Here is a 26156-nt window from a genome sequence, read left to right as displayed (position 1 = left end):
TTGCAGGCGCACCCGTGGGAAGCACCTGGACAAGCAGTGGGAGATGAGATGAGGCTCCGCCAGTCGGCTCTGGCGCCGTTCCGGTGTTCCGCACAAGTGCTGGGCGGGCGCTACCGCCTGGACGGGGTCATCGGCTCGGGCGGCGCCGGCGACGTCCACCGTGGCTTCGACCTCCGGCTGCGACGACCGGTGGCCGTCAAGGTCTTCCACGTCGGTACCGGCGGCGGGGAGGACGACTTCCACAACGAGGCGGTGATCCTTGCCCGTTTGCAGCACCCGGGCCTGGTCACCGTCTACGACGCCGGCCGGCACGACGGGCGTGCCTACCTGGTGATGGAACTGATCGAAGGCCCCACGCTGAAGGCGCGCATCGCCGGGGGACCCCTGGCGCCCGGGGAGACCGCTGCCCTCGGGGCCGGCCTCGCGCGCGCCCTGGCACACGCGCACGACGCGGGGATCGTGCACCGCGACGTGAAGCCGTCGAACATCATCCTGGACCCGTCCGGCCGCCCGCACCTGACCGACTTCGGCATCTCCCTGCTGCTGGACGCCACCACCCGTACCACCACCGGCACACTCATCGGCACGGCCGCGTATCTCTCTCCCGAGCAGGTGCTCGGCCGGCCCGTCGGCCCGTCCGCCGACGTCTACGCCCTCGGACTGGTGCTCCTCGAATGCCTCACGAGCCGGCTCGAATACGACGGTGCCCCCCTGGAGGCCGCGATCGCGCGGCTCCACCGGCGGCCCGAACTGCCCGAGTCCCTGCCGGAGGAGTTCGCCGCCCTGCTGGGGGACATGACCGCCCTGGACGCGCAGGCCCGCCCGTCGGCCGACGACTGCGTCCGGGCCCTGGCCGCCCTGGCGGCCCTGGCCGAGCCGAACGGTCCCAGGGCCGTCCCGCACGCGGCCGAGGTCACGAGCCTGGTTCCCGAGCAGGCACCGGCGTGGGCCGACCGCACGCACCCGCACGCCCCGCACGCCCCGCGCGCCGGCGGCACGGCCGTACCGAAGGCCCCGCCCGCGCGCGGACGCTACCTGGTCGCCGGTACGGCCGCCGCGCTGGCGGCTGCCGTGGCCGCCACGGTCGCCGTATCCGACGGACCCGCGCACCACGCGGCGGCACGGGCGGTGAGCAGCCCCTCCACGAAAGCCGAAGCGCCGGGTACGTCCGCTCCCGGCGACGAGGCGGGATCCGCCCCGGCCGAGCGCACCGCCCGCGACGTTCCCGCCGGGCGGCTCCACGCCCCCGGTCCCGATCAGCCTCCGAGCCCCGCCTCCGCCTCCGCCTCCGCCTCCGCCTCCGCCGCGAGGAGCCGGGAGCCGGCCACCGACACGGCCGTCCACGGCCCCACCACTCCGCCCGCACCCAGCACCGCGCCGGACGCGCCGGGCAGGGGGGTCGTGCGAACGTCCGAAACGGCAGCGCGTGGCAAGAAGGGGGCGGACCACCCCGGCGAGCGGTCCGACAAGTCCCGGAAGGCTGACAAGGGTCACGAGGGTCACCCGAAGAAGGCCCGGAAGAAGAACCCGAGTTGAGAGTCGCCTGCGCAGACGCCCAGTGCCACCTTGCGCAGCTCGAAGCGGGCCAGGGAGTCCTGCCAATCCCGTGCGGTGGGCTCGCGGTATTCCTCACCGGGCCGCGGCGACCGGCGGCGTGCGATGAAGGACCGGTGGCGGTTGACGGCATCTCCGGGGTAGACCGCGGCAGGTCCAAGAGACGTGTCGACCATCCGGTGACCGCAGACGCGTGCGGCGATATGCGGAGGCGGAGCGGAGCGGAGGGCCTCGGTCACGAGGATTCTCCGGACGTCGTGCGGCGTGTACCGAAGTTGCTCGTGACCGGGCCCGGTCAGTCCGCTCGCGGAGACAGCGGTCCGCGCCTGCGCCCCGCGCGGCCCGCCCCCACGGCTCAGCGGTTGAACGTCAGGCGCGGTGCCGCGTTGCGGGCCAGTGTGTGGGCCTGGTCGGGCCACCAGGCGCCGGCGGGCGGGTCGACGATGCCGTACTCGGGGTCGATGGTGCCGCCGGTGTTGCGCGTGCAGCTGCCGTCGGACTCGCCGGGGATCTTGATCCACAGGTAGGCGTCGACGAGCGGGACGCCGGTGTCGGCGGTGGGGCGCGGACCGAGACCGCGGCCGGGCGCGTTGCACCAGGCCTCCGGATCCCCGCTGTACTTGCCCGGCTCCGGGGTCCAGGCGCCCAGCCCGTTGCGGCTGGTGTCGACCACGAAGTGCCGCAGCCCGCCCGCCGGCGGGGTGCCCACGTTCTGGTCGTACCAGGCGTCGGTCCACCGCCAGGTGGCGGGGTCGGCGGAGGAGACGCTGCCGCCGGGAGTGCCGTCGTTGGGAGCGGCGGACGAGTAGTACTGGCTGGCGCACCAGTCGGTGTGGCCGCGTGCCGGTTCGGGTCCGTCGGTGGCGAACCACATGCACTTGGCTATCCAGGTGCCGTACCTGGTGTTGTGGTCGGTGGGGTGGGTGTTGGACACGTTCAGGGCGAAGCCGTCGCCGTACTCGACCCCGGCGTCCAGCAGCCGCTGTGCCATGTCGCCGACGGAGCGCCACTGGACGTTGCCCGAGTCCAGGTAGACCGCCGTGCGCGGTCTGGCCTTCAGGGTCTTGACGGCGTACGCGAGGTCGGCGACGCGGGCGGCCGTGAGTTCGCCGGTCGGGTCGGTGGCAGGTCCGCAGTCCTTGGGGAGCAGGGCCACGCCGTCGGGTTCGACGACGACCACCGCCCTGGAGTCGCCGATGCCGGCGGCGAAGGCGTCGATCCACTGCCGGTAGGCGGCGGAGTCCGCGGCGCCGCCGCTGGAGTACTGCGTGCAGTCCCGGCCCGGGACGTTGTACGCGACCAGGACGGGGGTCCGGCCCACGGCCCGGGCCCGGCGGACGAGCCGGTCCGCCTTGGCGCGCACCTCGTCGGGCGTGCCCTCGGTGAACCACTCCGCCTGCGGCCAGCTGGCGAGCCTGGCCATGTTCGTCGCGTTCTCGACGTCACCGTTCCTGAAGTCCACGAGCGCCTGCTTCGCGGCCTTGCTGTGCGGGTCCACGTAGAACTTCGTGGCCGGGGTGAGCCCGTTCCGGACCGGTGCGGTCTGCGCCTGCGCCTGCGTCGTGGTGAGGGCGGCGCACGCGGTGAGCGCCGCGAGGACGGAGACCGCGCGGCCTCGGAAGCTGCGTGTTCTCAAGGTTGCTCCTGGGGTCGGTGGGGGATGCGTGTGATGCGGGCGCGCCGGTGGCCGTGTCCGGTGCCGCGCGGGCGGCGCCGGCGGCTTCCGCGTCAGTAGCCGTAGATCATCTTGTAGGCGACCTCGGGCAGGAACTGTCCGGCCGAGGAGCCCGCTCCCACGCCGCAGTTGCCGTCCGACTCGCCGGGGGTCTTGATCCACAGGAGCATCTCGGCGCCTCCGCCCAGTCGGGTGGGGGTACCGGTGCGGCGGCCGGAGGGGTTGCACCACTGCCCGTTTGAGCCGTTGCCGTTGCGGCTGGTGTCCACGACGAACGGCTTGGTGTAGCCGTAGCGGGCGCTCAGTTCGCTGTTGACGGCGTTGCCGTAGGCGGTGTTCTCGGCCGTCGTGAAGTAGTTGGAGATGTTGAGCGAGAAGCCGTGCGCCTGCCGGAGGCCTGCTTCGTGGAGGCGCTGGGCCATGGTCGCCGGGGCGGCCCAGCCCGGGTTGCCGGCGTCGAGGTAGACCCAGGTGTTGGGTGCCTGGCGGTTGAACTGGGTCAGGGCCCCGGTGAGCATGCTCTGGCGTTCGGCGATCTGGGCCTGTGTCATGCAGCCGTAGTCCCCGAGGGAGTCCGGTTCGAGGACGACGACGGCCGGACGGCTCGCGATCCCGCCGGCGAACTGGGCGATCCAGGTCGCGTAGGCGGACGCTGAGGCGGCTCCGCCCGCGGAGTGCCCGCCGCAGTAGTCGCGGTTGTAGATGTTGTAGGCGACCAGGACGGGCAGTTTGTCCTTGGCGTCCGCGGCGCCCGCGTACGCCCCGGTGGCGGTGCCGATGGAGCCGCTCCAGGAGCCGAACCAGCGGGCCATCGGGGTGCCCGCGATCGAGGCGTCGATGGCGGGGGCCCGGCCGTCGCCGGGGTTGGCGGCGACCCACCGCTTCGCGCTGGAGTCGGGGTCCACGTAGAAGCCGTTGGTCAGGGTGGTCGGGTCGGCGGCGTGGGCGGCCGGTGCGATGGCGAGCACGAGCGGCAGGGCGCAGAACGCTGCGACGAGGGTGCGGAGCCGGCGGCGCATGACGGTACCTCGGTTTCCTGGCAGGGATGCGTCACGCGCTCTCGTCCCGAGCGTGCGACGCGCTGAGGAAGTGCGGTGGTACGACGTCCCGTTGCGGTCGGCGCGCTCACCGGCCGGGACGTCACGACCAGGGCCCGCAGTGTGCCCTGGGAGCGCTCCCATTGGAAGCGGTCCCAGTCGCACCGAGGACTACTGGGGTGTGGTCGGTATCGTGTGGCGGGTCGGCAGAGCTGTCAAGAGCCGAGGTGCCGCCCCCCCCTTCCTCCGGCGGATACGAGGATCTAGAGTCCTCGGAACTGGAAGCGGTCCCAGACTCGCTGAACGCCGGTTCCGTGCCGGTCCGCCGTCCTGCACCGGAGGGCCGGCGGCGGCGCGGGCCGGGGTGGGACGCTTCCCGTCCGGTCGAGGGAAAGGCTCGTGCACCATGGCAGAAGACGCGCCGCGTCGGCACCCGACGCTCGACGAGGTGGCCGGCCTGGCGGGCGTGTCCCGTTCCGTGGCGTCGCGGGCCCTCAACAACGCCCCGCACGTCAGCCGCGCCAAACGCGAGGCCGTCGAACGGGCCGTCCGGCAGCTGGGTTACGTACCCAATCCGACCGCCCGCGCCCTGGCCACCCGTCAGACCGGAGCGGCCGCCCTGGTCGTCTCGGGAGAGGATCCCTCGATCTTCGCGGATCCGTTCTTCGCCCAGGTGATCGTCGGGGCCTCGGCCGCCCTGGAAGAGGCCGACCTGCACCTGATGCTGTGTCTGGCCGCAACCGACCGGGGCCGCAAACGGGTGGAGGAACTCCTCCTGTCCAGGGGCGCCGACGGCGTGATGCTGATGGCGCTGCGCGAGGACGACCCCCTGGCGCGGATGGCCGAGGAGGCGGCGATGCCCGTCGTGTTCGGCGGACGCCCGGTCGGTCCGGCGCCCCGGTGGTACGTGGACGTCGACAACGCCGGAGGGGCGCGTGAGGCGACCGAGTACCTGATCTCGCTCGGCCGGACCCGCGTGGCCGCGATCTGCGGGCGGCTGGACACCGAGGCCGGGCGTGCCCGGTACCGCGGCTACCGGGACGCCGTGCTGGCGGCCGGCCTCGATCCGTTCGCGCCGCAGGAGGGGGACTTCACGGAGCCGAGCGGGGCCGCCGCCATGGCCGCGCTGCTGGCGGACCACCCCGACGTGGACGGGGTGTTCGCCGCCAACGACAACATGGGGGCGGGAGCGCTGCGTACGTTGCGGGAGGCCGGCCGGAGGGTCCCCGCCGACGTCGCCGTGGTGGGCTTCGACGACCTGACCGTCGCCCGGATCGCCGATCCGCCGCTCACCACCGTCCATCAGCCCGTCACGGCTCTCGGACGGGAGATGGCGCGGATGCTCGTCGCGCTCATCGACGGACAGGACCCCACCCCGCTGATCCTCCCCACCCGCCTCGTGCCCCGCTCCAGCGCCTGACGGTGGTGCCCCGGACCTGCGCACCGGCGAGCCGTCGGGGCCGGACGCGGGCGGTCGGTGCGGGGGGCCGGGCCGGTTCAGGGCACCGACAGCTCGAACCGTGTGACGCGGACCGCGCCGCCGAGTGCCTGGGTGGCGTGGTTGAAGAGGGCGAAGCGGTATCCCATGAAGAACCGCCAGTCGTTGCCCATGGAGAAGGCGGGCCCCAGACGGGTGAAGGTGACGCCGTCGGTGCTGAAGGAGAAGGTGCCGGGCCGTGCCGCGCCGGGGCGGATGTCCGCGGCCGCGCGCAGCCAGATCCGGCCGCCGGAGACGGGCGCGCTCGCGACCTCGGTGCCGGTGCCGGTGGTGTTCCAGTTGCCGTCCATGGTCAGTCCGGTGACCATCACCACCCGCGTCGCGCCGCCGTCGCGTTTGAGGCCGATCCAGGCGGAGGAGTCACGCAGCAGGGCGAGTCCGGCCCGGTCGCCGTCCCGCATCGCGGAGTGGTCGAGCTGGACCGTGGCGGTGGAGGTGGGGCCCTGGATGCGGTGCGTGAGGGTGTTGCGGGCCCAGTAGAGGTCGTTGGTGACGGTCGCGGTCCGCAGGGTCAGGCCGTTGCCGGCCGACCACTTGGAGTTGTCCGGGTTGTGGTTCCACTCCCACCTCGGGTTCAGGGCCGTACCGTCGAAGGTGTCGACGCCGGTCATGGGGGTGATCTGGCGGGGTGGGGCAGGCACGGCCGGGCTGGGATAGGAGGTGCCCCAGGCGCCGTTCACCAGTGTCACGACGGGCCAGCCGTCCGGGGTCCAGGTGACCGGGGCCAGGACGGGCATCCGGCCGCCGGGGTACGCGTCGACGAAGGCCATGTAGTACCAGGCGCCGCTCGCCGTCTGCACCAGCCCGCCCTGGTGCGGGACGCCGCCGCCGGGGATCGGTCCGCGCAGGTCGAGGAGGACCTGCCGCATCGTGTACGGGCCGAAGGGGCCGCCGGACGACTGCAGGACGTACTGGCCGTTCGCGGGGCGGGTCAGGAAGATGTAGTACCGGCCGTTGATCTTGTAGAAGCGGGAGCCTTCGAGGGTGCCGACGCTCGCGGGCGCGGTGAAGACCTGCTGGGTGCGGACCTGGCCGCTGCCGTCGGGGGAGAGCTGGGCCACGCTGATGGTGGTGTTCCCGTACGCCACGTACAGGGTGTCGTCGCTGTCGACGAGCAGCCCGGCGTCGTAGTAGGGCGTGCTGATCGTCGTCAGCCTGTTCCACGGTCCCTCGACGGTGGTGGCGGTGTAGACGTGGGTCCGGGCGAAGTCGATCTGGCCGAGCCAGTAGAACGTCCTGTTGCTCGGCCGGTAGGCCAGCGAGGACGCCCAGATCCCCCTCACGTAGCCGCGGGCCCCGTTCAGGTCGTACTTGGCGCCGAAGTCGAGCACGGGCACCGAGTGGCCGGCGATCTCCCAGTTCACCAGGTCGTACGAGCGCAGGACGGGGGCGCCCGGTGAGTAGTGCATGGTCGAGGCCGAGGCGTAGTAGGTGTTTCCGACGCGGATGACGTCGATGTCCGCGAAGTCCTGCCAGATCACCGGGTTCGTGAACGTCGCGGCCGCGCCAGGGGCCGGCTCCCGGGCGGGGGCGGAGGCGGCGCGGGCCGCTCCGGCCGGGGGGAGGAGGGCTCCGGCGGCCAGGCCGGTGACGGCGGCCAGCGTGCGGCGACGGGAAAGGGATGGATGAGGCCGTGACATATCCATCGGGCGGCGTTCCCCTCGTGTCGTGGGGTGGTGTGGGAGTGGCGCCAGCGGTTCGTAATCTCGAACATTCATCGAAATGCCGACCACCCTGGATGATAGGGAGTCGGCGACACCCGTCAATACCTCTCGCACGGTTCGGGGAGCGGGTCGAAACATTCGATGCGGAGGCTCCGGTCGTTCGCGGTGTCGGCAGACGACTGAGGGGCGGCCCTCCCTCTTCCGTTCGCGCGTTCTGTTGACATGCTGCGCGACCTGTCTACCATCCCTGACACTCCCTGTTTCCGAATGGTTTCCGAAATTTCGAACCTCCCTCCTCTCCTGGATGTCATGGGCAGGACATGGACGCCGCTGTGTCCACCCGCCCACGGCACCCTTTCGCCGAAGGAGCCCCTTGGTGCTCAGACGATCAGGCGCACGACTGCTCCGCGTCCTCGCGGCCGCCGCGCTGGCGGCCGCCGCCTCCCTGACGGCCTCCGCCCATTCCACCGCCTCGGCCGCGCCGGGCAGCCCGGCGCTCACCCCGCCCCTGGGATGGAACAGCTGGAACAGCTTCGGGTGCGGGGTCACCGAGACCCGGGTCCGTGAGGCCGCCGACGCGATGGTGTCCTCGGGCATGCGGGACGCCGGCTACCGGTACGTGGTGGTCGACGACTGCTGGTTCGACCCGCAGCGGGACGCGGCAGGCAACCTGCGGGCCGATCCCGCCAAGTTCCCGAGCGGGATGAAGGCGCTCGGTGACTACATCCACGGCAAGGGCCTGAAGTTCGGCATCTACCAGGTGCCGAACGAGCGCACCTGCGCGCAGGCCACCGGCGGCTACCCGGGGTCCACCGGGAGCAGGGGCCACGAGGCCCAGGACGCCGCCACCTTCGCCTCATGGGGCGTCGACTACCTGAAGTACGACTGGTGTTCCTCCAGCGGAACCCGTGACGAGCAGGTCGCACGGTTCACCCTCATGCGCGACGCCCTGCGCGCCACCGGGCGGCCGATCGTCTACAGCATCAACCCCAACAGCCTGCACGCCATCACCGGCGCCACCTACAACTGGGGCGAGGTCGCCGACCTGTGGCGGACGACCGAGGACCTGCTGGACATCTGGCAGAACGGCAACACCAACAGCTACCCGATGGGCGTCGGCAACGTCCTGGACGTCACCGCGCCGCTGGCGGCACAGTCCGGCCCGGGGCACTGGAACGACCCGGACATGCTGGTCGTCGGCCGTCCCGGCCTGACGCTGACCGAGTCCCGCTCGCACTTCGCCCTGTGGGCCCTGCTGGGCGCCCCGCTCATGGCCGGCAACGACATCCGCACCATGTCCGCCGACGTGAGCGCGATCCTGCGCAACCCCCGGCTGCTGGCGGTCGACCAGGACGCACTGGGCGCGGGCGGACGCAGGGTGCGCGACGACGGCGCCACCGAGGTGTTCGCCAAGCCCCTGTCGGACGGCTCGGTCGCGGTGGGCCTGTTCAACCGGGGCGCAAGCGCCACGAAGGTCGCCACGACGGCGGCCCAAGTGGGCCTGTCCGGCAGCTCGTTCACCCTCACGGACCTGTGGACCGGCGGCACGTCGAGCACGTCCGGGCAGATCTCCGCCGACGTCCCCGCGCACGGCACGGCCGTGTTCCGGGTGACCGGTGGCACCCCGCTGGCCGCCACCACCTCCCGTCTGCGGGGCGGCGCGTCCGGCCGCTGCGCGGACGTGGACAACGCCTCCACCGCCGCCGGGGCCACCGTACTGCTCTGGGACTGCCACACGGCCGCGAACCAGCTGTGGACCACGTGGGCGGGCGGCGAGATCCGCGTCTACGGCGACAAGTGCCTGGACGCCTACGACCAGGGAACCACCAACGGCACCCGGGTCGTCACCTGGCCCTGCAACGGCCAGGACAACCAGAAGTGGACCATCGGCTCCGACGGGTCGGTCCGCAACGTCCACGCCGGACTGTGCCTCGACACCGACGGGGCCGGCACCGCCGACGGGACACGGCTGGTCCTGTGGACCTGCAACGGCCAGGCCGGCCAGAAGTGGAGCCGCGCATGAGGGACACACCGGCCGGCGGAGCATCCCCGGCCCGCCGCCCCGGGAGGCCCCGATGACCGCGGCCCGCCCGTCACCCGCCCCCCGTACGAGGTTCGTCCGGGCGGTCACCTGGACCGTGAGCCTCCTGCTGGCGTTCGCCGTCGTCCCCGCCGCGGTGCGGCCCACGGCGGCCAGGGCCGACAACCCGATCGTGCAGCACGTCTACACCGCGGACCCGGCACCGCTGGTGTACAACGGGCGCGTCTACCTCTACACCGGCCACGACGAGGACGGTTCCACCTACTTCACCATGAAGGACTGGCGGGTGTGGTCCTCCGCCGACATGGTCAACTGGACCGACCACGGCTCACCGCTCAGCCTGGCCACGTTCAGCTGGGCGTCGTCCGACGCGTGGGCGGGGCAGGCCGTGCAGCGCAACGGCCGGTTCTACTGGTACGTGCCCGTCAAGAACCGGGCCACCGGCCGGATGGCCATAGGCGTGGCGGTCTCGGACAGCCCCACCGGCCCGTTCCGGGACGCCCTGGGCCATCCGCTGGTCGAGAACGGCGAGATCGACCCGACCGTCTTCATCGACGACGACGGCCAGGCCTACCTGTACTGGGGCAACCCGAACCTGTGGTACGTCAGGCTGAACCCCGACATGACCTCGTACTCGGGCAGCGCCACCCGGATCCCGCTCACCACCGCGGGGTTCGGCACCCGCACCGGCGACCCCGACCGTCCCACGCTCTACGAGGAAGGCCCCTGGGTCTACCGGCGCAACGGCCTGTACTACCTGGTGTTCGCGGCCAGGTGCTGCTCGGAGTTCATCGCCTACTCCACGGCGCCCGGCCCGACCGGCCCCTGGACCTACCGCGGGACGGTCATGCCCACCCAGGGCAGCAGCTTCACCAACCATCCGGGGATCGTCGACTTCAAGGGCGGTTCGTACTTCTTCTACCACAACGGCGCGCTGCCGGGCGGCGGCGGCTTCACCCGCTCGGTCGCGGTGGAGAGGTTCTCCTACAACGCCGACGGCACGATCCCGACGATCGGCATGACGAACGCCGGCGCACCCCAGGTCGGCACCCTCGACCCGTACGTACGCCAGGAGGCGGAGACGATCGCCTGGGGGTCCGGGATCGAGACCGAACCGGCCGGTGAAGGCGGAAGGGACGTCGGCTGGACCGACGACGGCGACTTCGTCAAGGTCAAGGGCGTGGCCTTCGGAACGGGCGCGTCCTCCTTCACCGCGCGCGTGTCCTCCGGCAGCGCGGGCGGCACCGTCGAACTGCGCCTCGGCTCACCGAGCGGGACGCTCGTGGGCCGGTGCGATGTGCCGAACACCGGCGGCTGGCAGGCCTGGACGTCGGTGACCTGCCCGGTCAGCGGTGCCACCGGAACCCAGGACCTCTTCCTGCGGTTCACCGGCGGCAGCGGCTACCTGCTCAACATGGACTGGTGGCGTTTCACCCCCCGCGCCACCGCGGCCGCACCACGCTAGCCCGGCGGCGAGGCCCGCCCTCGCGGCCCTGCGCACACGGACGCCCTCGGGCCCCTGTCCGGCCCGGGGCGAGGCACGACAGAAGGCGAGTCGCATGATGAAACGGACACGATCCCTCTTATGGACGGCCGTGGTCGCGGTGCTCGTCGTCCTGGGCACCGGCGGGACGGCACTGGGCCGCGGCCAGGGCGTGAGCGCCCCGCTCACCACCGCGTCCCGGACGGCCCCCAGCGCCGCGAGCCAGGGATGCGGCAGGACCCCCACGCTGACGAGCGGAACGCACACGATCCAGAGCGGCGGCAGGAACCGGAGCTTCATCCTGCGGATCCCGGACGGTTACGACCGCGACCGCGCCTACCGGCTGGTCTTCGGCTTCCACTGGCTGGGCGGCACCTCCACCGACGTCGCCACGGGCCGCACCGTGGAAACGGGCACCTGGGCCTACTACGGACTCCAGCGACTGGCGGACAACAGCGCGATCTTCGTCGCACCCCAGGGCCTCGACAACGGCTGGGCCAACGCCGGCGGGGAGGACGTCGTCCTCGTCGACGACCTGATCCGGCGGATCGAGTCGGACCTGTGCGTCGACACGACACAGCGCTTCGCCCTGGGGTTCAGCTACGGCGCCGCCATGTCGTACGCCCTCGCCTGTTCCCGCGCCACGGTCTTCCGCGCGGTCGCGGTCCAGAGCGGCGGGCAGCTCAGCGGATGCAGCGGCGGCACCCAGCCCATCGCCTACCTCGGCGTGCACGGCCTCAGGGACAACGTCCTCGGTATCTCCGGCGGACGGGCGATGAGGGACAGGTTCGTCAGGAACAACGGCTGCACCCCCCAGAACCCGCCGGAGCCGGCCCAGGGCAGCCTGACGCACCGGATCACCGCCTACGCGGGCTGTTCGGCCGGGCACCCGGTCGTCTGGGCCGCGTTCGACGAGGGACACATCGCCGCTCCGCAGGACGGGGCGCCAGGAGACAGCGGCTCCCGGACCTGGCTGCCCGGAGAGGTGTGGAAGTTCTTCGCACAGTTCCAGCCCTCCGCCCCGCCGCCCGGATCCGCGACCTGCCGGGTCACCGACACCGTCAACGCCTGGAACACCGGCCTCACCTCCAGCATCACCCTCACCAACACCGGTACGACGCCGGTCGACGACTGGTCCCTGGTGTTCACCCTCCCCGACGGACAGACCATCACCTCCGGCTGGAACGCGGAGTACACGCCCTCCTCCGGCCGGGTGACGGCCCGGCACGTCGCCCACAACGCCACCATCGCCCCCGGCGCCTCCGTCGACATCGGCTTCCAGGCCGTCCACGCCGGCAACACCGCCCCGCCCGGTTCCTACACCCTCAACGGCACTGCCTGCACCGTCACGACAAGCGCGTACGGAACAGCGAACCCGAACCACCCCGCGGGGATTGTTGGTTAGGGTGGCGGACGGAGACCGACTCCCGTGCCCCTTGCCGGGGTGACGGCCGGGCTGGGGCGAGGCGGGCAACGGCCGGCGGTTCCCGCGTCGGGAGAGTCGGATGTCGATCCCGACGGGAGGGCGAGGTGCAGCGCATCTGCCGGACGCTCGGCGACGGTGTGCGGGATCTTCCCCGCTGCGGTCGGCTCGGCCGTCGCCGGCCGGGTGCGGTGGGCGTGTGAGCGGCCGGCCGGTGTCCGCGGCGCTGCCCCGGCCGCTGCGTGCGGGGTGCGGGCTGGTCGCGGGTCTCGCCGCGCTGGTGGTGGTCGTGCTCGGGGTGGTGTACGCCGGCCGCGGCGAGCCCGGCAGAGCGGACCGGTGGATCGTCCCGCCGACGGCGGACAGCGTCCGGCCGCCGTGGCGGCGCGTCGCCCTGGCCATGGACTACCTGGGGGAACCCGCCGGAGCGCTGATGCTCGTCGCGGCCGTCGTGACGGGCTGCCTGCTGCTTCGGCGCCCCCGTGCGGCCGTGCTCGTCGTCGCCGGAGCCGCCGCGACCGTGGGCGCGGCGACACTGCTCAAGCACCTGGTGGGACGCACCATCCACGGCGAGGGCAACCTGTCCTACCCGAGCGGGCACACCGCCTTCCTCACCGCGCTCGCCCTCGCCCTGGCGCTGCCCGAGGCCGGCCGGCTCGGCCTCGGCAGGACGGCCGGCACGTCACTCGTGCTCGCCGCGGCGCTGACGGCCGGCGCCGCCATGGGCTGGGCGGAGGTCGCCCTGGGCGCGCACTACCCGACCGACGCCCTCGGCGGCTGGTGCACCGCGCTGGTGGTGGCACCGGCGACCGCGTGGCTGGTCGACCGGGTGGCCGATCGGACGGCCGGTGGCCGGACGCCCGGCAGGCAGGCCGGGCGGAGGGCCGACTCCGGTCCTGCCGACCGCCGCTGACGTCACGTCACGTCACGTCACGTCACGTCACGTAACTTCACTTGACGCCAGGTCAGGTCACGTCACAGCACGTCGCGTCACGCCAGACGGCGGAACACCGGCTTCACCGGTCGTCCGCCCAGCCAGGGAGCGGGGTCGCCGGCGTCCAGTGCCTTCCGGTACACCGCACACGCCTCGGCCACCACGTCGACGGTGCGATCGATGTCGGCGTCGCTGAGCGCGCTGCTCACCACGAACGACGGGGCCAGCACCCCGCCCGTGAGCAGCCGGCGCAGGAACAGGGTGCGGTACCGCTGCGACGGCTGCCCGTGTTCGTCGAGGGTCGCGAAGACCAGGTTGCTGGGCCGGCCCCGGACGACGACGTGCTCGCCGACGCCCATGGCGGCCGCGGCGCCGCGGACACCGGCGGCCAGCCGCTCGCCGAGGGCGTGCAGCCGCGCGGTGACGCCCTCCTCCGTGTAGGTGGCGAGCACGGCCATCGCGGCCGCCAGGGAGTGCGTCTCCGCACCGTGCGTGGTGGACAGCAGGAACACCCGGTCGCCGCAGTGACGCAGCCCGCCCCGCTCCATCAGCTCGCGGCGCCCGGCCAGCGCGGAGACGGCGAACCCGTTGCCCAGCGCCTTGCCGAACGTGGAGAGGTCGGGGACGACGCCGTACAGGCCCTGGGCGCCCGCCTCGGACCAGCGGAAACCGGTGATCATCTCGTCGAAGACCAGGACGCAGCCGTGCCGGTCGGCCAGCTCCCGCAGCCCGGCGAGGTACCCGGGCGGCGGCTCGGTGTGGGTGGCGGGTTCCAGGACCAGGCAGGCGACCTCGCCCTCGTACCGGGTGAGCAGCTCCTCCGTGGCCGCCAGATCCCCGTAGGGGAACGCCACGGTCAGCTCGGCGGTCGCCGCCGGAACGCCGGCGGACATCGGCGTGGTCCCGATGAACCAGTCGTCGACGGAGAAGAACGGATGGTCGGCACAGAGGGCCACCCGCGGCCGCCCGGTGGCGGCGCGGGCGAGGCGCACCGCGGCGGTGGTGGCGTCGGAGCCGTTCTTCGCGAACTTCACCATCTCGGCGGTCGGTACCGTGGCCAGGAAGCGTTCCGCGGCGTCCAGCTCCACGACGGAGGGCCGGACGAAGTTGCCGCCGCGGTCGAGTTCCCGCCGCACCGCCTCGACGACGCGGGGGTGGGCGTGGCCGAGGCTGACCGACCGCAGGCCGGAGCCGTACTCGACGTAGCGGTTGCCGTCGATGTCCCACACGTGGGCACCGCGGCCGTGGCTGATGACCGGGGCCAGGTGCTCGGGGTACTGGTCGTCGCCCTTGGCGTAGGTGTGCGCGCCCCCGGGGACCAGGCTGTGCAGCCGTTCGTTCGCCGCCCGCGACCGGGGCAGGTGGAACTCTCCAGTGTCCAAGCCGACTTCATCCTTCCTGGAGCTTCAGGACCTCGGCGAGGCTCGGCGCCTCCCGGTCCCGTCGGGACATCGAGGTGACCGGCAGCGGCCACGGAACGGCCAGCTGCGGGTCGTCGTAGGCGATCGTCACGTCCTCGGACGGGTCGTGCGGGCGGTCGATCCGGTACGAGGTGTCGGCGGTCTCGGTCAGCGCCTGGAAGCCGTGGGCGCACCCCGCCGGGATGTACAGGGTCGCCTGCGTGTCGCCGGACAGCTCGAAGAAGGCCCGGCCCAGGTAGGTCGGCGAGTCCGGTCGCAGATCCACGACGACGTCGAAGATCCTCCCGTACGAGCAGCGCACCAGCTTGGCTTCGCCGGCTCCGGAGCGCAGGTGCAGGCCGCGCAGGACGCCCCGGACCGAGCGGGACACGCTGTCCTGGACGAAGGCGTGCGGGTCGAGGCCCACCGAGCGGACCACGTCGGCGTCGAAGGTGCGGCAGAAGAAGCCGCGCTCGTCGGCGTACGGCGTCGGCTCGAAGAGGTACGCGCCGGTGATCTCCGGGACTTCGGTCGCCTTCATGGAGCCTCCCGCAGGGCGTGGGTGTGGCCGGCCGCCGGGAACAGGGCCGAGGTCAGGGCGGTGAACTGCTGCTCCAGGTGCCGGACGGCGGCCTGGTTCCGCTCGGCCAGGGTCCGCCGCAGCTCGGCCGACCGCTGCTCCAGCGAACGGAACTGCGCGAGCAGCCGGTCGGCGTCGACCTCGCGCGCCGGGTGGCAGTACGCGCCCAGCCCCATCCGGTCCATGAGGGCGTCGCTCTTCGCCGCGTAGCAGAGGGCGAGCACCGGCGTGCCGGTCTTCAGCGCGCAGATCAGGTTGTGGTAGCGGACGGCCACGACGGTGTCGGCGGCCGCCATCTCCTTCATCAGGTCGTCCAGCGAGGCCGGCTCGGCGGCGGTGACCAGCGGCGAGTCCACCGCGTCGAGGATCGCGGCGACCACCGACGCGTCGCAGTCGTCGCCGGTGAGCAGCCGGACCGGCCGGCCCTCCTCGACCAGCGCGCGGACGAACCGGATCGTCCCGTCGAGATAGCGGCGGTGGATCTCCTCGGCCCGGGCACGGTCGTCGTTGCCGCCGTGGAAGTCCATGACGCCGACGCAGACCGGGCCCGGCGCGTCCGAGGGCGCGCTCACCCGCGGTGCCGGCAGGCTGAACGCGAGGTCCGGGTAGACCTCGTCGCGCGTGGTGTCCACGCCCATCGCCCGCATCGCGTCACGGGACTGGGCGTCCCGGTACGACCGGTACGCGGCCAGCCGCGCCGACCAGCGCACCAGGGCCCGGGTGGGCCGGTCGCGGATCGTCGCGGCGCCGACGCTGACCAGCGCGACCCGGGTCCCGAAGACCCGGCCGGCCGCGCAGAGCAGGAACAGCGAGTACGGGAAGCCCCACGGCCGCAGCGGCAGCGTGGCCTCCAGGACACCCATGCCCGGCACGATCACCACGTCGTGCCGGCGCACCCAGGCGGCGGTGCGGAAGACGTCGACGAGTTTGCCGAGCCCCTTCGCCGCGATCGAGCCCGCCCGGGACGCGGTCCGGTACTCCCCGCGGTACCAGTGCAGCCGCGTCGCGGGGATCCCGAACCGCGCCTCGACGGCTTCGGGGCCGCCGCACAGCGCGTCCACGACCGCCTCCGGGTGCTCGGCGCGCAGGTATCCCAGCACGGCCTGCAGCGAGCCGTCGTTGCCGAGGTTGCCGGAGCCGAGCAGGCCGAACACCCCCACACGTGTCGCCCTCCTCATGCCTGCCTCCCCTCACGGCCGGCGACGAGGGCGTCGACGGAGACGGTGAGCAGGGACGGGTCGACCGGGGCGCGGTCCTCGACCCGCTCGCCGGCGCCCGGCCGGACCCGGCTGGTCATCCACGCGGCCAGATGGCGGTAGCACGCGCGCCGGTCGGCCGCGGACAGCGGCGCCCGCCCGACCGCCGCGACGAAGCCCCAGACGTACTCGGCGAGCAGCCGGGGCGTCGGGTGCAGCGGGCCCGCCCGGCGCGGGTCCAGGTTGACGCACCGGGAGCGCTTGGAGGGGTTCGCCCGCTCCGCCCGGGCGGGGTGGTCGCGGCGGAAGTACAGCAGCTCCGGCACCTGGTGGAAGCGCCCGTGCAGGGCGATCTCGGCGACGAACGTGCGGTCCGCGTGGTGGTAGCTGTCCAGCGGCCTCACCCGGCGCAGCACGTCGGCCCGGATCACCCCGTAGAAGTCGTCGCCGCCGGGCTCGAACAGCATGCTGCGGAACCGCTCCGGGGCGTGCGGCGAGTCGGTGGCGAGCGTGTACGCGTACGGGACCTTCACCTGGCCGTCGCCGTCGACGACCGCCTGGTCGGCGTGGGCGAGGATCACCTCCGGACGCTCGTCCAGCGCCTCGACACAGCGCCGCAGCAGGTCGCGGGCGTACAGGTCGTCGTGCGAGGCCCACTTGAACAGCTCGCCCCGGCACTCGGTGAACACGTAGTTGTGGTTCGGCGTGGCACCGACGTTCCGGGGCAGCCGGATGTACCGGATGCGGGAGTCCCGCGCGGCGTACGTGCGGCAGATGTCCTCGGTCCCGTCGGTCGAGGCGTTGTCGGAGACGACCAGCTCGAAGTCCTCGTAGGTCTGGCCGAGCAGCGCGTCGAGCGACTCGGCCAGGTACTCCTCGCCGTTGTACACGGGCAGGCCGATGCTCAGCCTGGGACGGTCGTTCATGAGGTCCTCACTTCGGGAACGGGGTCGTGGCGGCGCTCGCGCAGGGCGGGCCGCAGGTGCAGCCACCACACGGCCGAGCCGCCGACGGTCGCGGCGGCGACGCCCCAGGCCGAGCCGACGGTGCCGGCGGCGGCCGCCCCGCCGAGCCCGCCGCCGACGTAGGCGGCGGAGGCGAACAGCTGGGAGCGCAGGCTGCGCCGGGCCGCGCCGAGCGCGCGCAGCCCGGCCGCCGCGCCGGTGCCGAGGCCCGCGCCGGCGACGCCGAGGGTGATCGGCACGATGAGCTGTGCGGAGGAGCGCCAGACGTCGCCGAGGGCGAGTTCGCCGAGCCGGTCCGGCATCAGCAGCAGCGCCGCGCCCCACACGAGCGCGGCACCCGCCTGCCCGCCGCCGAGGACGAGGCAGAACCTGCCGAGGCGGTGCGGGGCCTGCCGCAGCACGCGCGCCGCTTCCGGGACGGTGACCAGCGAAAGCCCCATCAGCACGGCGAGGAAGGGGCCCATCAGGAGTTCGGCGCCCCGCACCGCCCCCACCGCGCCGAGCCCGGCGATCGCGCCGAGCCCGTAGGCCCGCAGCTGGCTGGCGCCGCTCAGGCTGACGTTCTCGACCAGGTAGCGGTAGCCGAGATCGCGCTGTTCGCGCAGCCACCCGCGCGCCTCGCTCACCCGGGGCCCGATGCCGGCCTGGACGTAGCCGTACCCGGCCGCCACCGTGGCGGACGCACCCCAGGCGAGCACGAACGCGGCCACGCTGCCCGCGCGGGCCGCCACCACCATGGCGGGGACGAGCGCGACGCCCCACACGACGTCGTTGACGAACGCCTTCCGCCCGGCGCCGGCGGCGAAGAACGCGAACCGCCAGGCATCCTGCAGCAGCAGCCCCGGCAGCAGGACGCCGAGGCAGACGAACGCGGGTCCCACGCGGCCGCCGAGACCGAGCCCGGCCACCAGGGACGCCGCGCCGAGGGCGGTACCGACGCCGAGCGCGGTACCCGTCGACCGGGCCACCGCCCCGCGCCAGGACGCGTCCGGAACGCCGCTGAAGCGCACCACGAGCGGATCGGTGGCAACGCCGCGGGAGACGTTCAGCACCACGCCGTACGTCACCCAGGCCAGGCTGAACACGCCGAACGCGCTCACCCCCAGCGAGCGGGCCACGTAGACGCCCACCGCGAAGTTGCTGATGCTGGAGGCCGCCTGGTCGGCCAGTCCCCAGGACAGCCGGCCGACCAGGGCCCGTTTGGCGGACCCGGCCGGTGGCGCCGTCGTCCGCGGATCCTCCCCCTCGGCGGTCATCGGCGTCATGCCTTGATCAGCCCGGCGCCGTGCAGGGCGCCGGCCGCGGCGGCGACGGTGTCGAACGGCAGCCCGGACCGCTCGGCGACGTCCAGCAGGCTGTGCTCGCCGTCGGAGAGGCTGAGCACCCAGAGCATGGCCATCTGGGCCTGCTGGGCGTCGCTGCGCCCGCCGAGCGAGTCGTACAGCCCCCGCCGGCCCAGCTGCGGTTCGCCGTAGGGGCTGAGGTTGACGTACCGCCGGTTGCGGTCCAGCACGGCGAACGCCTCGCGGCAGAGGGCGAGTGTGTCCGCCATCGCCCGCGGGGAGACGAAGTCCGGGTTGTCCGCCGAGGTGTGGTACTCCGGATAGCCCGCGTACGGGGTCCGGCTGAGCGAGCCCACGCCGAGATCGAACCCGGGCGAGCAGAACTGCCGCTCGTCGTAGCCGTACGGAGTGAACTCGGTGATGCGGTGCGGTCGTTGCGAGGCTTCCAGTACGTGCCGCATCACCCGGTCGATCTCCGCGTCGCCGCGTCTGCTCTGCTTGTACGTCAGCCGGCCCGGGTCGCCGGCGCAGGCCAGCACCAGCCCGTGCCTGACCCGCTCCACCCTTTCCGCGTTGCGGGCCAGCCAGGTGATCGCCCCGATGGTGCCGGGCGCGAACAGGAACCGGTAGGTGTAGTACGGCGTCCCCTCCGCCAGCGCCCGGGCCAGGAACGTCGCCACCGCGATGCCGGCCAGGTTGTCGTTGGCCAGCGACGGGTGGCAGACGTGGCAGGAGACGATGACCTCGTCGGGGACCTGACCGGGGACCACGTGCTCGGCGTAGGTGAGGTGGCCGTCGTCGAGCGTGGAGTCGATGCGCACCTCGTACTCGCCGTCCGGCAGCGCGTCCAGGGTCTCCTGGGCCAGGCAGAAGCCCCACTCGGGCGTGTAGTAGCTGGTGCGGTACGGCACCCAGGCGGGGTGGTCCGGCAGGGTGTGCAGGTGCGGGCGCAGCTCGGACAGGGACATGGTCGCCGACACCGGCACGCTGTAGCCGAGCACGTGCAGGTTGGACGCGGCGAAGTCGACCACCCGGTTGCCGGCGCCGTCGGCGATGTACGCGTCCCGGATGTTCCACTCCCGGGGTACCGTCCAGTCGAGCACCTGCGTCCCGGTCGGCACCTCGTGCACCTGGAGCGGGACGTACTCGCCGACGATGTCCAGGGTGGCGCGCACCCCGTCGCCGGTGATGCTCCGGCACAGCGGGTACAGCCGCTCCACCAGCGCGTGCATCTCCTCGCCGGCCGAGGTCATCGGCTGTTCGCCGGTCTCGGTCATCCGCGCCGCCGCAGGGTGTCGTCGACGGTGCCGGCCTCGGACGCCGCGCGCAGCACCGCGAGGCGGGTGAAGCGCTGCTCGAAGTCGTCCTTGGCCAGCCCGAAGGTCCGGTAGGCGTCGGCGAGTTCGAGGGCGCCCCGTTTCACCGTCCACTCGCAGTCGAAGCCGGGCACCGCGGCGCGGAACCGGGAGAAGTCCACCCGGTACGACCGCGGATCGGCACCCGTCTCCCCGGTGATGACGACCTTCGCGCCGGACACCGCCTCGGCGACCTGCCCGGCGATCTCGGCGACCGTGACGTTGTTGGTCTCGCTGCCGATGTTGAACGCCCGGTCGTGCACCGCCTCCCGCGGCGCGGTCAGCGCGGCCGTGAAGGCCCGGGCGATGTCGGCGGCGTGCACCAGCGGGCGCCAGGGGGTGCCGTCGGAGAGCACCAGCACCTCACCGGACAGCAGCGCGTGGCCCACCAGGTTGTTCAGCACGATGTCGGCGCGCAGCCGGGGCGAGTAGCCGAAGGCGGTGGCGTTGCGCAGGAACACCGGGCTGAAGTCGCCGTCGGCCAGCGCGTGCAGGTCGTCCTCCACCCGCACCTTCGACTCCGCGTACGGCGTCACGGGGCGCAGCGGGGCGTCCTCGCCCACCAGGTCCTCGCCGCCGGCGGCGCCGTACACCGAGCAGGTCGACGCGTACAGGAAGCGCCGCACCCCGGCGTCGCGGGCCAGCCGGGCGAGCCGCACGGACGCGTGGTGGTTGATGTCGTAGGTGAGGTCCGGCGCCAGCGAGCCCAGCGGGTCGTTGGAGAGCGCGGCCAGGTGGATCACGGCGTCCACCCCGGCCACGTGCTCGGCCGTGACATCGCGCAGGTCCACCCGGTGCCCCGGCGGGTCCGCGGGCGCCGGGCCGAGCACGCAGTCGGCGAACAGGCCGGCGTCGAGGCCGACGACCTCGTGCCCGGCGGCCGTGAGGACCGGGGCCATGACGGTTCCCAGGTAGCCCTGGTGTCCGGTGAGCAGTACGCGCAAGGTTCAACCCCCCAGGTTGAGCGTGAGTTTGGTGACGGCGAACGCCTCGGCGTAGCGCTCGTGGCATTCGATGCCGCGGATCCGGGCGAGGCCGAGGAAGGCCTCCCGGTCGTACCAGGGCCGGTGCCGCTGCGAGGGGTAGTGCTCCTGCAGCAGCCGCACCTTCTCCTCGGCGATCCGCGGCGACAGCGGCTGGTACGCCGCCGGGCGGCCGAGGTCGCCGTCCCACTTGACGATCTCGTAGCCGAGCACGAGGTGGTCGCGGAAGGCGGTGGGTACCAGCCGCGCCAGGCCGCGGTGGTCCTGGTGGGCGTCGTCGGTGCGCGGGGCGAGGACCAGGTCCGGGTCGGTCCGCTCGCGCAGTTCCTCGACCGCGGCCTTGGCCTCCTCCCAGTGCGCGGGCAGCCGTCCGTCGGGCAGCTTGTGCACGGTCAGCCGCAGGTCGGCGCCCGGGCAGAAGGCGGTGAGCGCGGCCTGCTCCTCCTGCTCCCGCTCGCCGCCGCCGCCGGAGAGCACCAGCGCGTCGACGCGGAGGCCCGGCCGCGCGCGGCACAGCGTCAGCAGGGTGCCGCCGGCGCCGATGGCGATGTCGTCGCAGTGCGCGCCCACCGCGACGATCCGGTCCGGGCGCCCGGCCCCGAGCCGGATCACGCGCCCACCCCGGCGGTGTCGTGCTCCCACACGGCCCACGGGCGGTCCCCCCGGGCGTAGGCGGCGTCGAGCGCGGCACGCTCCTTCACCGTGTCGGTCGGCTTCCAGAAGCCTCGGTGCTGGTGCGCCACCAGCCGTCCGCGCTTGGCCAGCCGGGCGCAGCCGTCGGCGACCAGGTCCCCGTTCTCCGGGATGTGGTCGAAGACCTCCTGACGCAGGACGAAATAGCCGCCGTTCTCCCACAGCGGCAGCTCGCTCACCGCGGTGATGCCGCCCACCAGGCCGTCCTCGCCCAGCTCCACGCAGTGGAACGACGACTGCGGCGGCACCACCATCATCGACGCGCCCGCGTCACGCTGCGCGAACCGGTCGATCATCTCCGGCAGAGGGGCGTCGGTGAGGACGTCGGCGTAGTTGGCGAGGAACATCTCGTCACCGTCCAGGTGGTGCCGCACCCGGCGCAGCCGCTCCCCGATCGGTGACTCGATGCCGGTCTGCGCGAACGTGATCGTCCAGTCGGAGATGTCGGTGGACAGCAGTTCGGTCCGTCCGCCGCGCAGCACGAAGTCGTTGGACGCCGTCTCCTCGTAGGTGAGGAAGAAGTCCTTGATGTGGTGCGCGCCGTAGCCGAGGCACAGGATGAACTCCTTGTGCCCGAAGTGCGCGTAGTAGCGCATGACATGCCAGATCAGCGGTCTGGGGCCGACCATCGCCATCGGCTTGGGCACGTCGTCCGCGGCACCGCTGCGCATCCGCATCCCGTAACCGCCGCAGAACAGGACGACCTTCATGCTGTGACCTCTTTCGACGCGGCCTCGACGATGCTCAGTTCCGGGATGGGAAAGACCAGCCGGCCGCCCCAGTCGTGCACGAAGGACAGCTGCTCGACCAGTTCGGCCCGCAGGTTCCACGGCAGGACCAGCACGTAGTCCGGCCTGTCGGCGGCGATCTGCTCGGGCGGAAGGATCGGGATGCGGGTGCCCGGGGTGAACCTGCCGTGCTTGTACGGGTTGCGGTCGACCGTGTACGCGAGCAGGTCGGGCCGGATGCCGCAGTGGTTGAGCAGGGTGTTGCCCTTGCCCGGGGCGCCGTAGCCGACGACCGTCTCGCCGCGCTCGGCCGCCCCGATGAGGAACTTCAGCAGGTCCCGGCGCACCTTGGCCACCCGGGCGGAGAACTCGGTGTACCCGGACAGCTCCTGCAGTCCGGCGGCCTTCTCCCGGGCCAGCACGTCGGCGACCTGCCGCGTCGGTTCCCCGGCCGTCTCGGCGGGCCGGGCCCACAGCCGGATGGAACCGCCGTGCGTGGGCAGCAACTCGACGTCCACGAGCGCGAGTCCGCCGCTCTCGAGGGCCCGGATCGCGGACGCGACCGTGTAGTACTGGAAGTGCTCGTGGTAGATCGTGTCGTACTGGTTCTCCTCGATCAGGGTCAGCAGGTGCTGCACCTCGATGGAGACCCAGCCGTCGTCGGCGACCAGGGCGCGCAGCCCCTGCGTGAACCCGATCACGTCGGGGATGTGCGCGTACACGTTGTTGGCCACGACCAGGTCCGCCGGGCCGTGCTCGGCGCGGACGGCCGTCCCGGTGTCCGGGCTCAGGAACTCCGTGAGCGTGGGCACGCCCGCGTCCCGCGCCGCCGCGCCGACGTTCACCGACGGCTCGATGCCCAGGCAGCGGATCCCCCGGTCCACGACGTGCCTGAGCAGGTACCCGTCGTTGCTCGCGACCTCGACCACGAAGGCGTCGGGGCCGAGCCCCAGCCGCCGTACGGCGCCGTCGACGAACGTGCGCGCGTGCTCCACCCAGGAGGTCGAGTACGAGGAGAAGTACGCGTACTCCTCGAACGTCTCCTCCGGCGTGATCAGCGGCGGGATCTGCGCCAGCCAGCAGTCGGTGCAGACCCGCAGGTGCAGCGGGTACGCCGGCTCCGGCCGGTCCAGTCGGTCCGCGGCGAGAAAGCTCTCGCACGGTGGTGTCGCCCCCAGGTCGACGACGCTCGCCAGCGCCGCCGAGCCGCAGAGTCGGCATCGTGTCATGTACTGCCCCCCATTGCTTCCGTCCGTCCCGCGATCGCGGTGCGGTACTCCTCCAGCAGGCGCTCCAGGCCGACGGCCGGGCTGAAACCCTGCTCGTAACGGCGCCGGGCCGCCTGGCCCATCTCCCGGCCCCGGGCCGGCTCGGCCGCGATCCGGCGTATGCAGGACGCGAGCGAGGCCTGCTCGCCCGGCCGGTGCAGCAGCCCGGTCACGCCGTCCTCGACGAGTTCGACGAAGGCACCGTGACCGGCGGCGACGGCCGGGACCCCGGCCGCCATCGCCTCCACGACCACCAGGCCGAACGCCTCCAGCCACGTCGAGGGAGCCACCACGGCGACCGAGCGCGCGATGACCTCGCGGCACTGCGCCGGGTCCAGCAGGCCGACCGGGCGCACGTCGTCCCGGCCCGCCGCCCAGGCGGCCACCTCCCGCTCCAGCGGCCCCGCGCCGGCGATCACGAGCGGCACGCCCGCACCGCCGCTCGCCGCGATCTCGTCCCACGCGGCCATGAGCAGCCGTACTCCCTTGGCCTCCGCGAGGCGCCCGAGATAGAGCAGATGCTCTCCCGCGCCCACGCGGCACGCGCCCGGATCCGGCACGAAGTTGTGTTTCACCGCCAGCCGCTCGGCCGGCATGCCGGCCCGCACCAGGACGTTGCGCTGCGCCGCGGAGATGCACAGGAACCGCTCCACGCCGGACCACCACCGCCGCCGGTTGACCGACAGGCTGACCGCGAGCGGCACCGTCGCGAGGCGGGATCCCCGGTAGCAGCCGTGCCGGACGGCGGGCAGCGGCGTGGACCCGACGCACTCGGTGCACGGCCGGCCCTCCCGCTGCAGCGTGCCCGGCGGGCAGATCTGGGTGTAGTTGTGCAGCGTGGCGACGGCGGGCACGCCGGCGTCGGCGCAGGCGGCGAGGACCGCGGGCGACAGGAGCGGGAAGACGTTGTGGACGTGGACGATGTCGGGCCGTTCGGTCCGCAGCCGGGCGGCGAGTTCCGTGCGGACCGCCGGGTTCCACGGCACCAGCAGCGGCACCGCGGCCTTCCCCCGCAGGGAGCGGGCGGCGATGTCGTCGCTGCGCCGCTCGAACACCTCGACCCGGTGGCCGGCCGCGCGCAGCAGCTCCACCTCCTGGTCGACGACCTTGTTCTCGCCGCTCGGCTGGGCCGAGGCGTAGCGGTTGTGCACCACGAGGACGTGCATGCTCAGGTCACCTCCGATCTCTGGGCCCAGCGCGGGACGCGCCGTCGAGGGACGCCGGGGGGCGCCGGGGGAGCGGCGGCGGGTGTCGCCAGCAGCGAGGCGGCCACGGCCAGATGCAGCAGGTACGGCGAGGCGTCGCCCAGACCGGCCTCGGTGTACGACGCGATCGCGCAGTAGCTGATCAGGAAGATCGCGCAGGCCCTCGACAGCGACGGCGGCCGCAGCAGCGCGACGCCGCCCAGCACGACGAACACCGCCGCCACCAGGGCGACGCCGGTCAGCCCCTGCTCGTGGTAGACGGCCAGCCAGCTGTTGTCGATCGGCAGCCCGCCGAACGACTTGTCGCCCAGGCCCGTGCCGAACAGCTGCTCCGAGGGCGTCCGGGGCGCTGCCAGCAGGGCGTCCCAGACCTTGGCCCGGCCGGTGAGGCTGGAGAAGTTCTCCTTGCTCTGCCCGCGCAGGAACCACGCCTGCAGCACGGAGCCGAGCGCGACCGCGGCCACGGCGGCGCACAGCACCGCCCAGGCGAAGAACCGGCGGGCGGCGGCGCTGGTCAGGACGAGCGAGCCGATCGCCAGCGCCAGCCCGATGAGCAGGCCCAGCGTGGCCGTCCGGGTATGGGTCAGCGCGAGCAGGACGAGCGAGGGCACGATGACCACCGCCGCGCTGGTCCTGTCGGTCCTGCGGCCCAGGACGAGCAGCACGGTGAGCCCGATGATCACCGCGGCGTACTGTCCGATCTGCGGCGGGGTGAGCGGCCACAACGCGCCGACCAGCCGCCCGCCGTAGAGGTCGGGCAGGGCCGCGCCCGGTGAGACGACCAGGCCGGCGGCCACCGACCCGAGCACCGCGAAGTACAGCCGGATGTGGTGCCGCACGAACGTCAGGCCGCCGTCCCACCAGCGGCTGAGCAGCCACAGCGTGCCGACGAAGAGGGCCAGCCGGGCACAGCGGAACAGCGCGCCGAACCCCGACTCCAGGTTCGCGCTGGAGATCAGGCTCGGCACCAGCAGCAGGGTGAGCAGGAAGACGTAGGCGCTGGCGCGGATGCGCAGCCGGAGGTTGACCGCGAGCGCCAGCGCGAACGCGGCGGCCAGCGCACCCATGGTGACCATCTGGATGAGGGAGCGGGGCAGCGGGACGATGGTCTTCGCCCCGGCGGAGCCCAGCGTGTTGAGGACCAGCAGCCCCCACACGATCCCGACGGTCCTCGGTGTCCCCTCGCGCATC

At 73.0% G+C, this 26156-nt stretch carries 21 protein-coding genes; 6 read left to right on the top strand and 15 right to left on the bottom strand.

Annotation, left to right across the window (positions count from 1 at the left end; all coding sequences use genetic code 11):
* Positions 1-48 precede the first annotated feature (48 nt).
* A complete protein-coding gene (locus tag IEZ20_RS12685; RefSeq protein ID WP_189297676.1) occupies positions 49-1536 on the top strand; it encodes a serine/threonine-protein kinase in 1488 nt (495 codons plus the stop codon).
* Positions 1537-1909: 373 nt separating this feature from the next.
* Here IEZ20_RS12685 and IEZ20_RS12680 read toward each other — a convergent pair whose 3' ends face one another.
* Positions 1910-3190, bottom strand: coding sequence for a glycoside hydrolase family 6 protein (locus tag IEZ20_RS12680; protein WP_189297673.1), 1281 nt, complete (start codon positions 3188-3190; stop codon positions 1910-1912).
* Between the two features lie 92 nt (positions 3191-3282).
* Entirely contained in the window at positions 3283-4248 is a 966-nt protein-coding gene (locus tag IEZ20_RS12675; RefSeq protein WP_189297672.1) for a glycoside hydrolase family 6 protein, read from the bottom strand.
* Positions 4249-4672: 424 nt separating this feature from the next.
* On the opposite strand from IEZ20_RS12675, the gene IEZ20_RS12670 reads away from it, so the two are divergent.
* Positions 4673-5686 carry a LacI family DNA-binding transcriptional regulator gene (locus IEZ20_RS12670; protein WP_189297670.1) on the top strand — a complete coding sequence of 338 codons (1014 nt, stop codon included), beginning with the start codon at positions 4673-4675 and terminating at the stop codon, positions 5684-5686.
* Between the two features lie 77 nt (positions 5687-5763).
* Here the strand turns inward: IEZ20_RS12670 and IEZ20_RS12665 are convergent, their stop codons facing one another.
* On the bottom strand, positions 5764-7404 hold the full coding sequence (locus IEZ20_RS12665; RefSeq protein ID WP_506004955.1) for a glycoside hydrolase family 43 protein: 1641 nt from the start codon (positions 7402-7404) through the stop codon (positions 5764-5766).
* A 400-nt stretch (positions 7405-7804) separates the two neighbouring features.
* Here IEZ20_RS12665 and IEZ20_RS12660 point away from each other — a divergent pair, with 400 nt between their 5' ends.
* The 4 genes from IEZ20_RS12660 (at position 7805) to IEZ20_RS12645 (ending at position 13288) form a co-directional block, all read left to right on the top strand.
* Positions 7805-9451, top strand: a complete 1647-nt coding sequence (locus IEZ20_RS12660) for a glycoside hydrolase family 27 protein (RefSeq protein ID WP_189297666.1) — start codon at positions 7805-7807, stop codon at positions 9449-9451.
* A 52-nt stretch (positions 9452-9503) separates the two neighbouring features.
* Positions 9504-10934, top strand: a complete 1431-nt coding sequence (locus IEZ20_RS12655; protein ID WP_229896037.1) for a glycoside hydrolase family 43 protein — start codon at positions 9504-9506, stop codon at positions 10932-10934.
* Between the two features lie 97 nt (positions 10935-11031).
* Positions 11032-12357 carry a CE1 family esterase gene (locus IEZ20_RS12650; RefSeq protein ID WP_189297664.1) on the top strand — a complete coding sequence of 442 codons (1326 nt, stop codon included), beginning with the start codon at positions 11032-11034 and terminating at the stop codon, positions 12355-12357.
* Positions 12358-12574: 217 nt separating this feature from the next.
* Positions 12575-13288, top strand: a complete 714-nt coding sequence (locus tag IEZ20_RS12645; RefSeq protein ID WP_229896036.1) for a phosphatase PAP2 family protein — start codon at positions 12575-12577, stop codon at positions 13286-13288.
* Positions 13289-13365: 77 nt separating this feature from the next.
* Here the strand turns inward: IEZ20_RS12645 and IEZ20_RS12640 are convergent, their stop codons facing one another.
* Genes IEZ20_RS12640 through IEZ20_RS12585 form a run of 12 tightly spaced genes read right to left on the bottom strand, consistent with a single transcriptional unit; the run spans position 13366 to position 26155 of the window.
* Positions 13366-14691, bottom strand: coding sequence for a glutamate-1-semialdehyde 2,1-aminomutase (locus IEZ20_RS12640; protein ID WP_189297660.1), 1326 nt, complete (start codon positions 14689-14691; stop codon positions 13366-13368).
* Between the two features lie 7 nt (positions 14692-14698).
* Positions 14699-15250, bottom strand: a complete 552-nt coding sequence (locus tag IEZ20_RS12635; protein ID WP_189297658.1) for a dTDP-4-dehydrorhamnose 3,5-epimerase family protein — start codon at positions 15248-15250, stop codon at positions 14699-14701.
* Positions 15247-16467 (bottom strand): polysaccharide pyruvyl transferase family protein, encoded by a 1221-nt coding sequence (locus IEZ20_RS12630; protein ID WP_189297656.1) that lies wholly within the window; start codon positions 16465-16467, stop codon positions 15247-15249. Before IEZ20_RS12630 ends, IEZ20_RS12635 begins: the two co-directional genes overlap by 4 nt.
* Positions 16464-17411 carry a glycosyltransferase family 2 protein gene (locus tag IEZ20_RS12625; protein WP_189297654.1) on the bottom strand — a complete coding sequence of 316 codons (948 nt, stop codon included), beginning with the start codon at positions 17409-17411 and terminating at the stop codon, positions 16464-16466. The genes IEZ20_RS12630 and IEZ20_RS12625 overlap by 4 nt, the downstream gene beginning before the upstream one ends.
* Positions 17408-18715 (bottom strand): MATE family efflux transporter, encoded by a 1308-nt coding sequence (locus tag IEZ20_RS12620; RefSeq protein WP_189297652.1) that lies wholly within the window; start codon positions 18713-18715, stop codon positions 17408-17410. Before IEZ20_RS12620 ends, IEZ20_RS12625 begins: the two co-directional genes overlap by 4 nt.
* Entirely contained in the window at positions 18712-20010 is a 1299-nt protein-coding gene (locus IEZ20_RS12615; RefSeq protein ID WP_229896035.1) for a DUF4910 domain-containing protein, read from the bottom strand. Before IEZ20_RS12615 ends, IEZ20_RS12620 begins: the two co-directional genes overlap by 4 nt.
* Positions 20007-21032 (bottom strand): NAD-dependent epimerase/dehydratase family protein, encoded by a 1026-nt coding sequence (locus tag IEZ20_RS12610; protein WP_189297651.1) that lies wholly within the window; start codon positions 21030-21032, stop codon positions 20007-20009. The genes IEZ20_RS12615 and IEZ20_RS12610 overlap by 4 nt, the downstream gene beginning before the upstream one ends.
* A gap of 3 nt (positions 21033-21035) precedes the next feature.
* Positions 21036-21683 (bottom strand): PIG-L deacetylase family protein, encoded by a 648-nt coding sequence (locus IEZ20_RS12605; RefSeq protein WP_189297649.1) that lies wholly within the window; start codon positions 21681-21683, stop codon positions 21036-21038.
* Positions 21680-22474 carry a glycosyltransferase family protein gene (locus IEZ20_RS12600; RefSeq protein WP_189297647.1) on the bottom strand — a complete coding sequence of 265 codons (795 nt, stop codon included), beginning with the start codon at positions 22472-22474 and terminating at the stop codon, positions 21680-21682. The genes IEZ20_RS12605 and IEZ20_RS12600 overlap by 4 nt, the downstream gene beginning before the upstream one ends.
* Complete coding sequence (locus tag IEZ20_RS12595; protein WP_189297645.1) at positions 22471-23721, bottom strand: class I SAM-dependent methyltransferase; 1251 nt, start codon at positions 23719-23721, stop codon at positions 22471-22473. The genes IEZ20_RS12600 and IEZ20_RS12595 overlap by 4 nt, the downstream gene beginning before the upstream one ends.
* Positions 23718-24926: a glycosyltransferase gene (locus tag IEZ20_RS12590; RefSeq protein ID WP_189297644.1), complete on the bottom strand. Its 1209-nt coding sequence runs from the start codon at positions 24924-24926 to the stop codon at positions 23718-23720. The genes IEZ20_RS12595 and IEZ20_RS12590 overlap by 4 nt, the downstream gene beginning before the upstream one ends.
* Before the next feature lie 2 nt (positions 24927-24928).
* Complete coding sequence (locus tag IEZ20_RS12585) at positions 24929-26155, bottom strand: O-antigen ligase domain-containing protein (RefSeq protein WP_189297826.1); 1227 nt, start codon at positions 26153-26155, stop codon at positions 24929-24931.
* Position 26156: the final 1 nt, after the last annotated feature.

Origin of the sequence: Streptomyces cinerochromogenes (assembly GCF_014648635.1) — a bacterium.
In the GTDB taxonomy this organism is placed as follows: domain Bacteria; phylum Actinomycetota; class Actinomycetes; order Streptomycetales; family Streptomycetaceae; genus Streptomyces; species Streptomyces cinerochromogenes.
This window is presented reverse-complemented; position numbering and strand designations above follow the sequence as displayed.

Excerpts from the sequence above, each read along its gene's own strand:
- IEZ20_RS12685 (WP_189297676.1), top strand. The coding sequence starts at position 49 with ATGAGGCTCCGCCAGTCGGCTCTGGCGCCGTTCCGGTGTTCCGCACAA.
- IEZ20_RS12675 (WP_189297672.1), bottom strand. The coding sequence starts at position 4,248 with ATGCGCCGCCGGCTCCGCACCCTCGTCGCAGCGTTCTGCGCCCTGCCG.
- IEZ20_RS12670 (WP_189297670.1), top strand. The coding sequence starts at position 4,673 with ATGGCAGAAGACGCGCCGCGTCGGCACCCGACGCTCGACGAGGTGGCC.
- IEZ20_RS12665 (WP_506004955.1), bottom strand. The coding sequence starts at position 7,404 with ATGTCACGGCCTCATCCATCCCTTTCCCGTCGCCGCACGCTGGCCGCC.
- IEZ20_RS12655 (WP_229896037.1), top strand. The coding sequence starts at position 9,504 with ATGACCGCGGCCCGCCCGTCACCCGCCCCCCGTACGAGGTTCGTCCGG.
- IEZ20_RS12650 (WP_189297664.1), top strand. The coding sequence starts at position 11,032 with ATGAAACGGACACGATCCCTCTTATGGACGGCCGTGGTCGCGGTGCTC.
- IEZ20_RS12635 (WP_189297658.1), bottom strand. The coding sequence starts at position 15,250 with ATGAAGGCGACCGAAGTCCCGGAGATCACCGGCGCGTACCTCTTCGAG.
- IEZ20_RS12630 (WP_189297656.1), bottom strand. The coding sequence starts at position 16,467 with ATGAGGAGGGCGACACGTGTGGGGGTGTTCGGCCTGCTCGGCTCCGGC.
- IEZ20_RS12625 (WP_189297654.1), bottom strand. The coding sequence starts at position 17,411 with ATGAACGACCGTCCCAGGCTGAGCATCGGCCTGCCCGTGTACAACGGC.
- IEZ20_RS12620 (WP_189297652.1), bottom strand. The coding sequence starts at position 18,715 with ATGACGCCGATGACCGCCGAGGGGGAGGATCCGCGGACGACGGCGCCA.
- IEZ20_RS12615 (WP_229896035.1), bottom strand. The coding sequence starts at position 20,010 with ATGACCGAGACCGGCGAACAGCCGATGACCTCGGCCGGCGAGGAGATG.
- IEZ20_RS12600 (WP_189297647.1), bottom strand. The coding sequence starts at position 22,474 with ATGAAGGTCGTCCTGTTCTGCGGCGGTTACGGGATGCGGATGCGCAGC.
- IEZ20_RS12595 (WP_189297645.1), bottom strand. The coding sequence starts at position 23,721 with ATGACACGATGCCGACTCTGCGGCTCGGCGGCGCTGGCGAGCGTCGTC.
- IEZ20_RS12590 (WP_189297644.1), bottom strand. The coding sequence starts at position 24,926 with ATGCACGTCCTCGTGGTGCACAACCGCTACGCCTCGGCCCAGCCGAGC.
- IEZ20_RS12585 (WP_189297826.1), bottom strand. The coding sequence starts at position 26,155 with ATGCGCGAGGGGACACCGAGGACCGTCGGGATCGTGTGGGGGCTGCTG.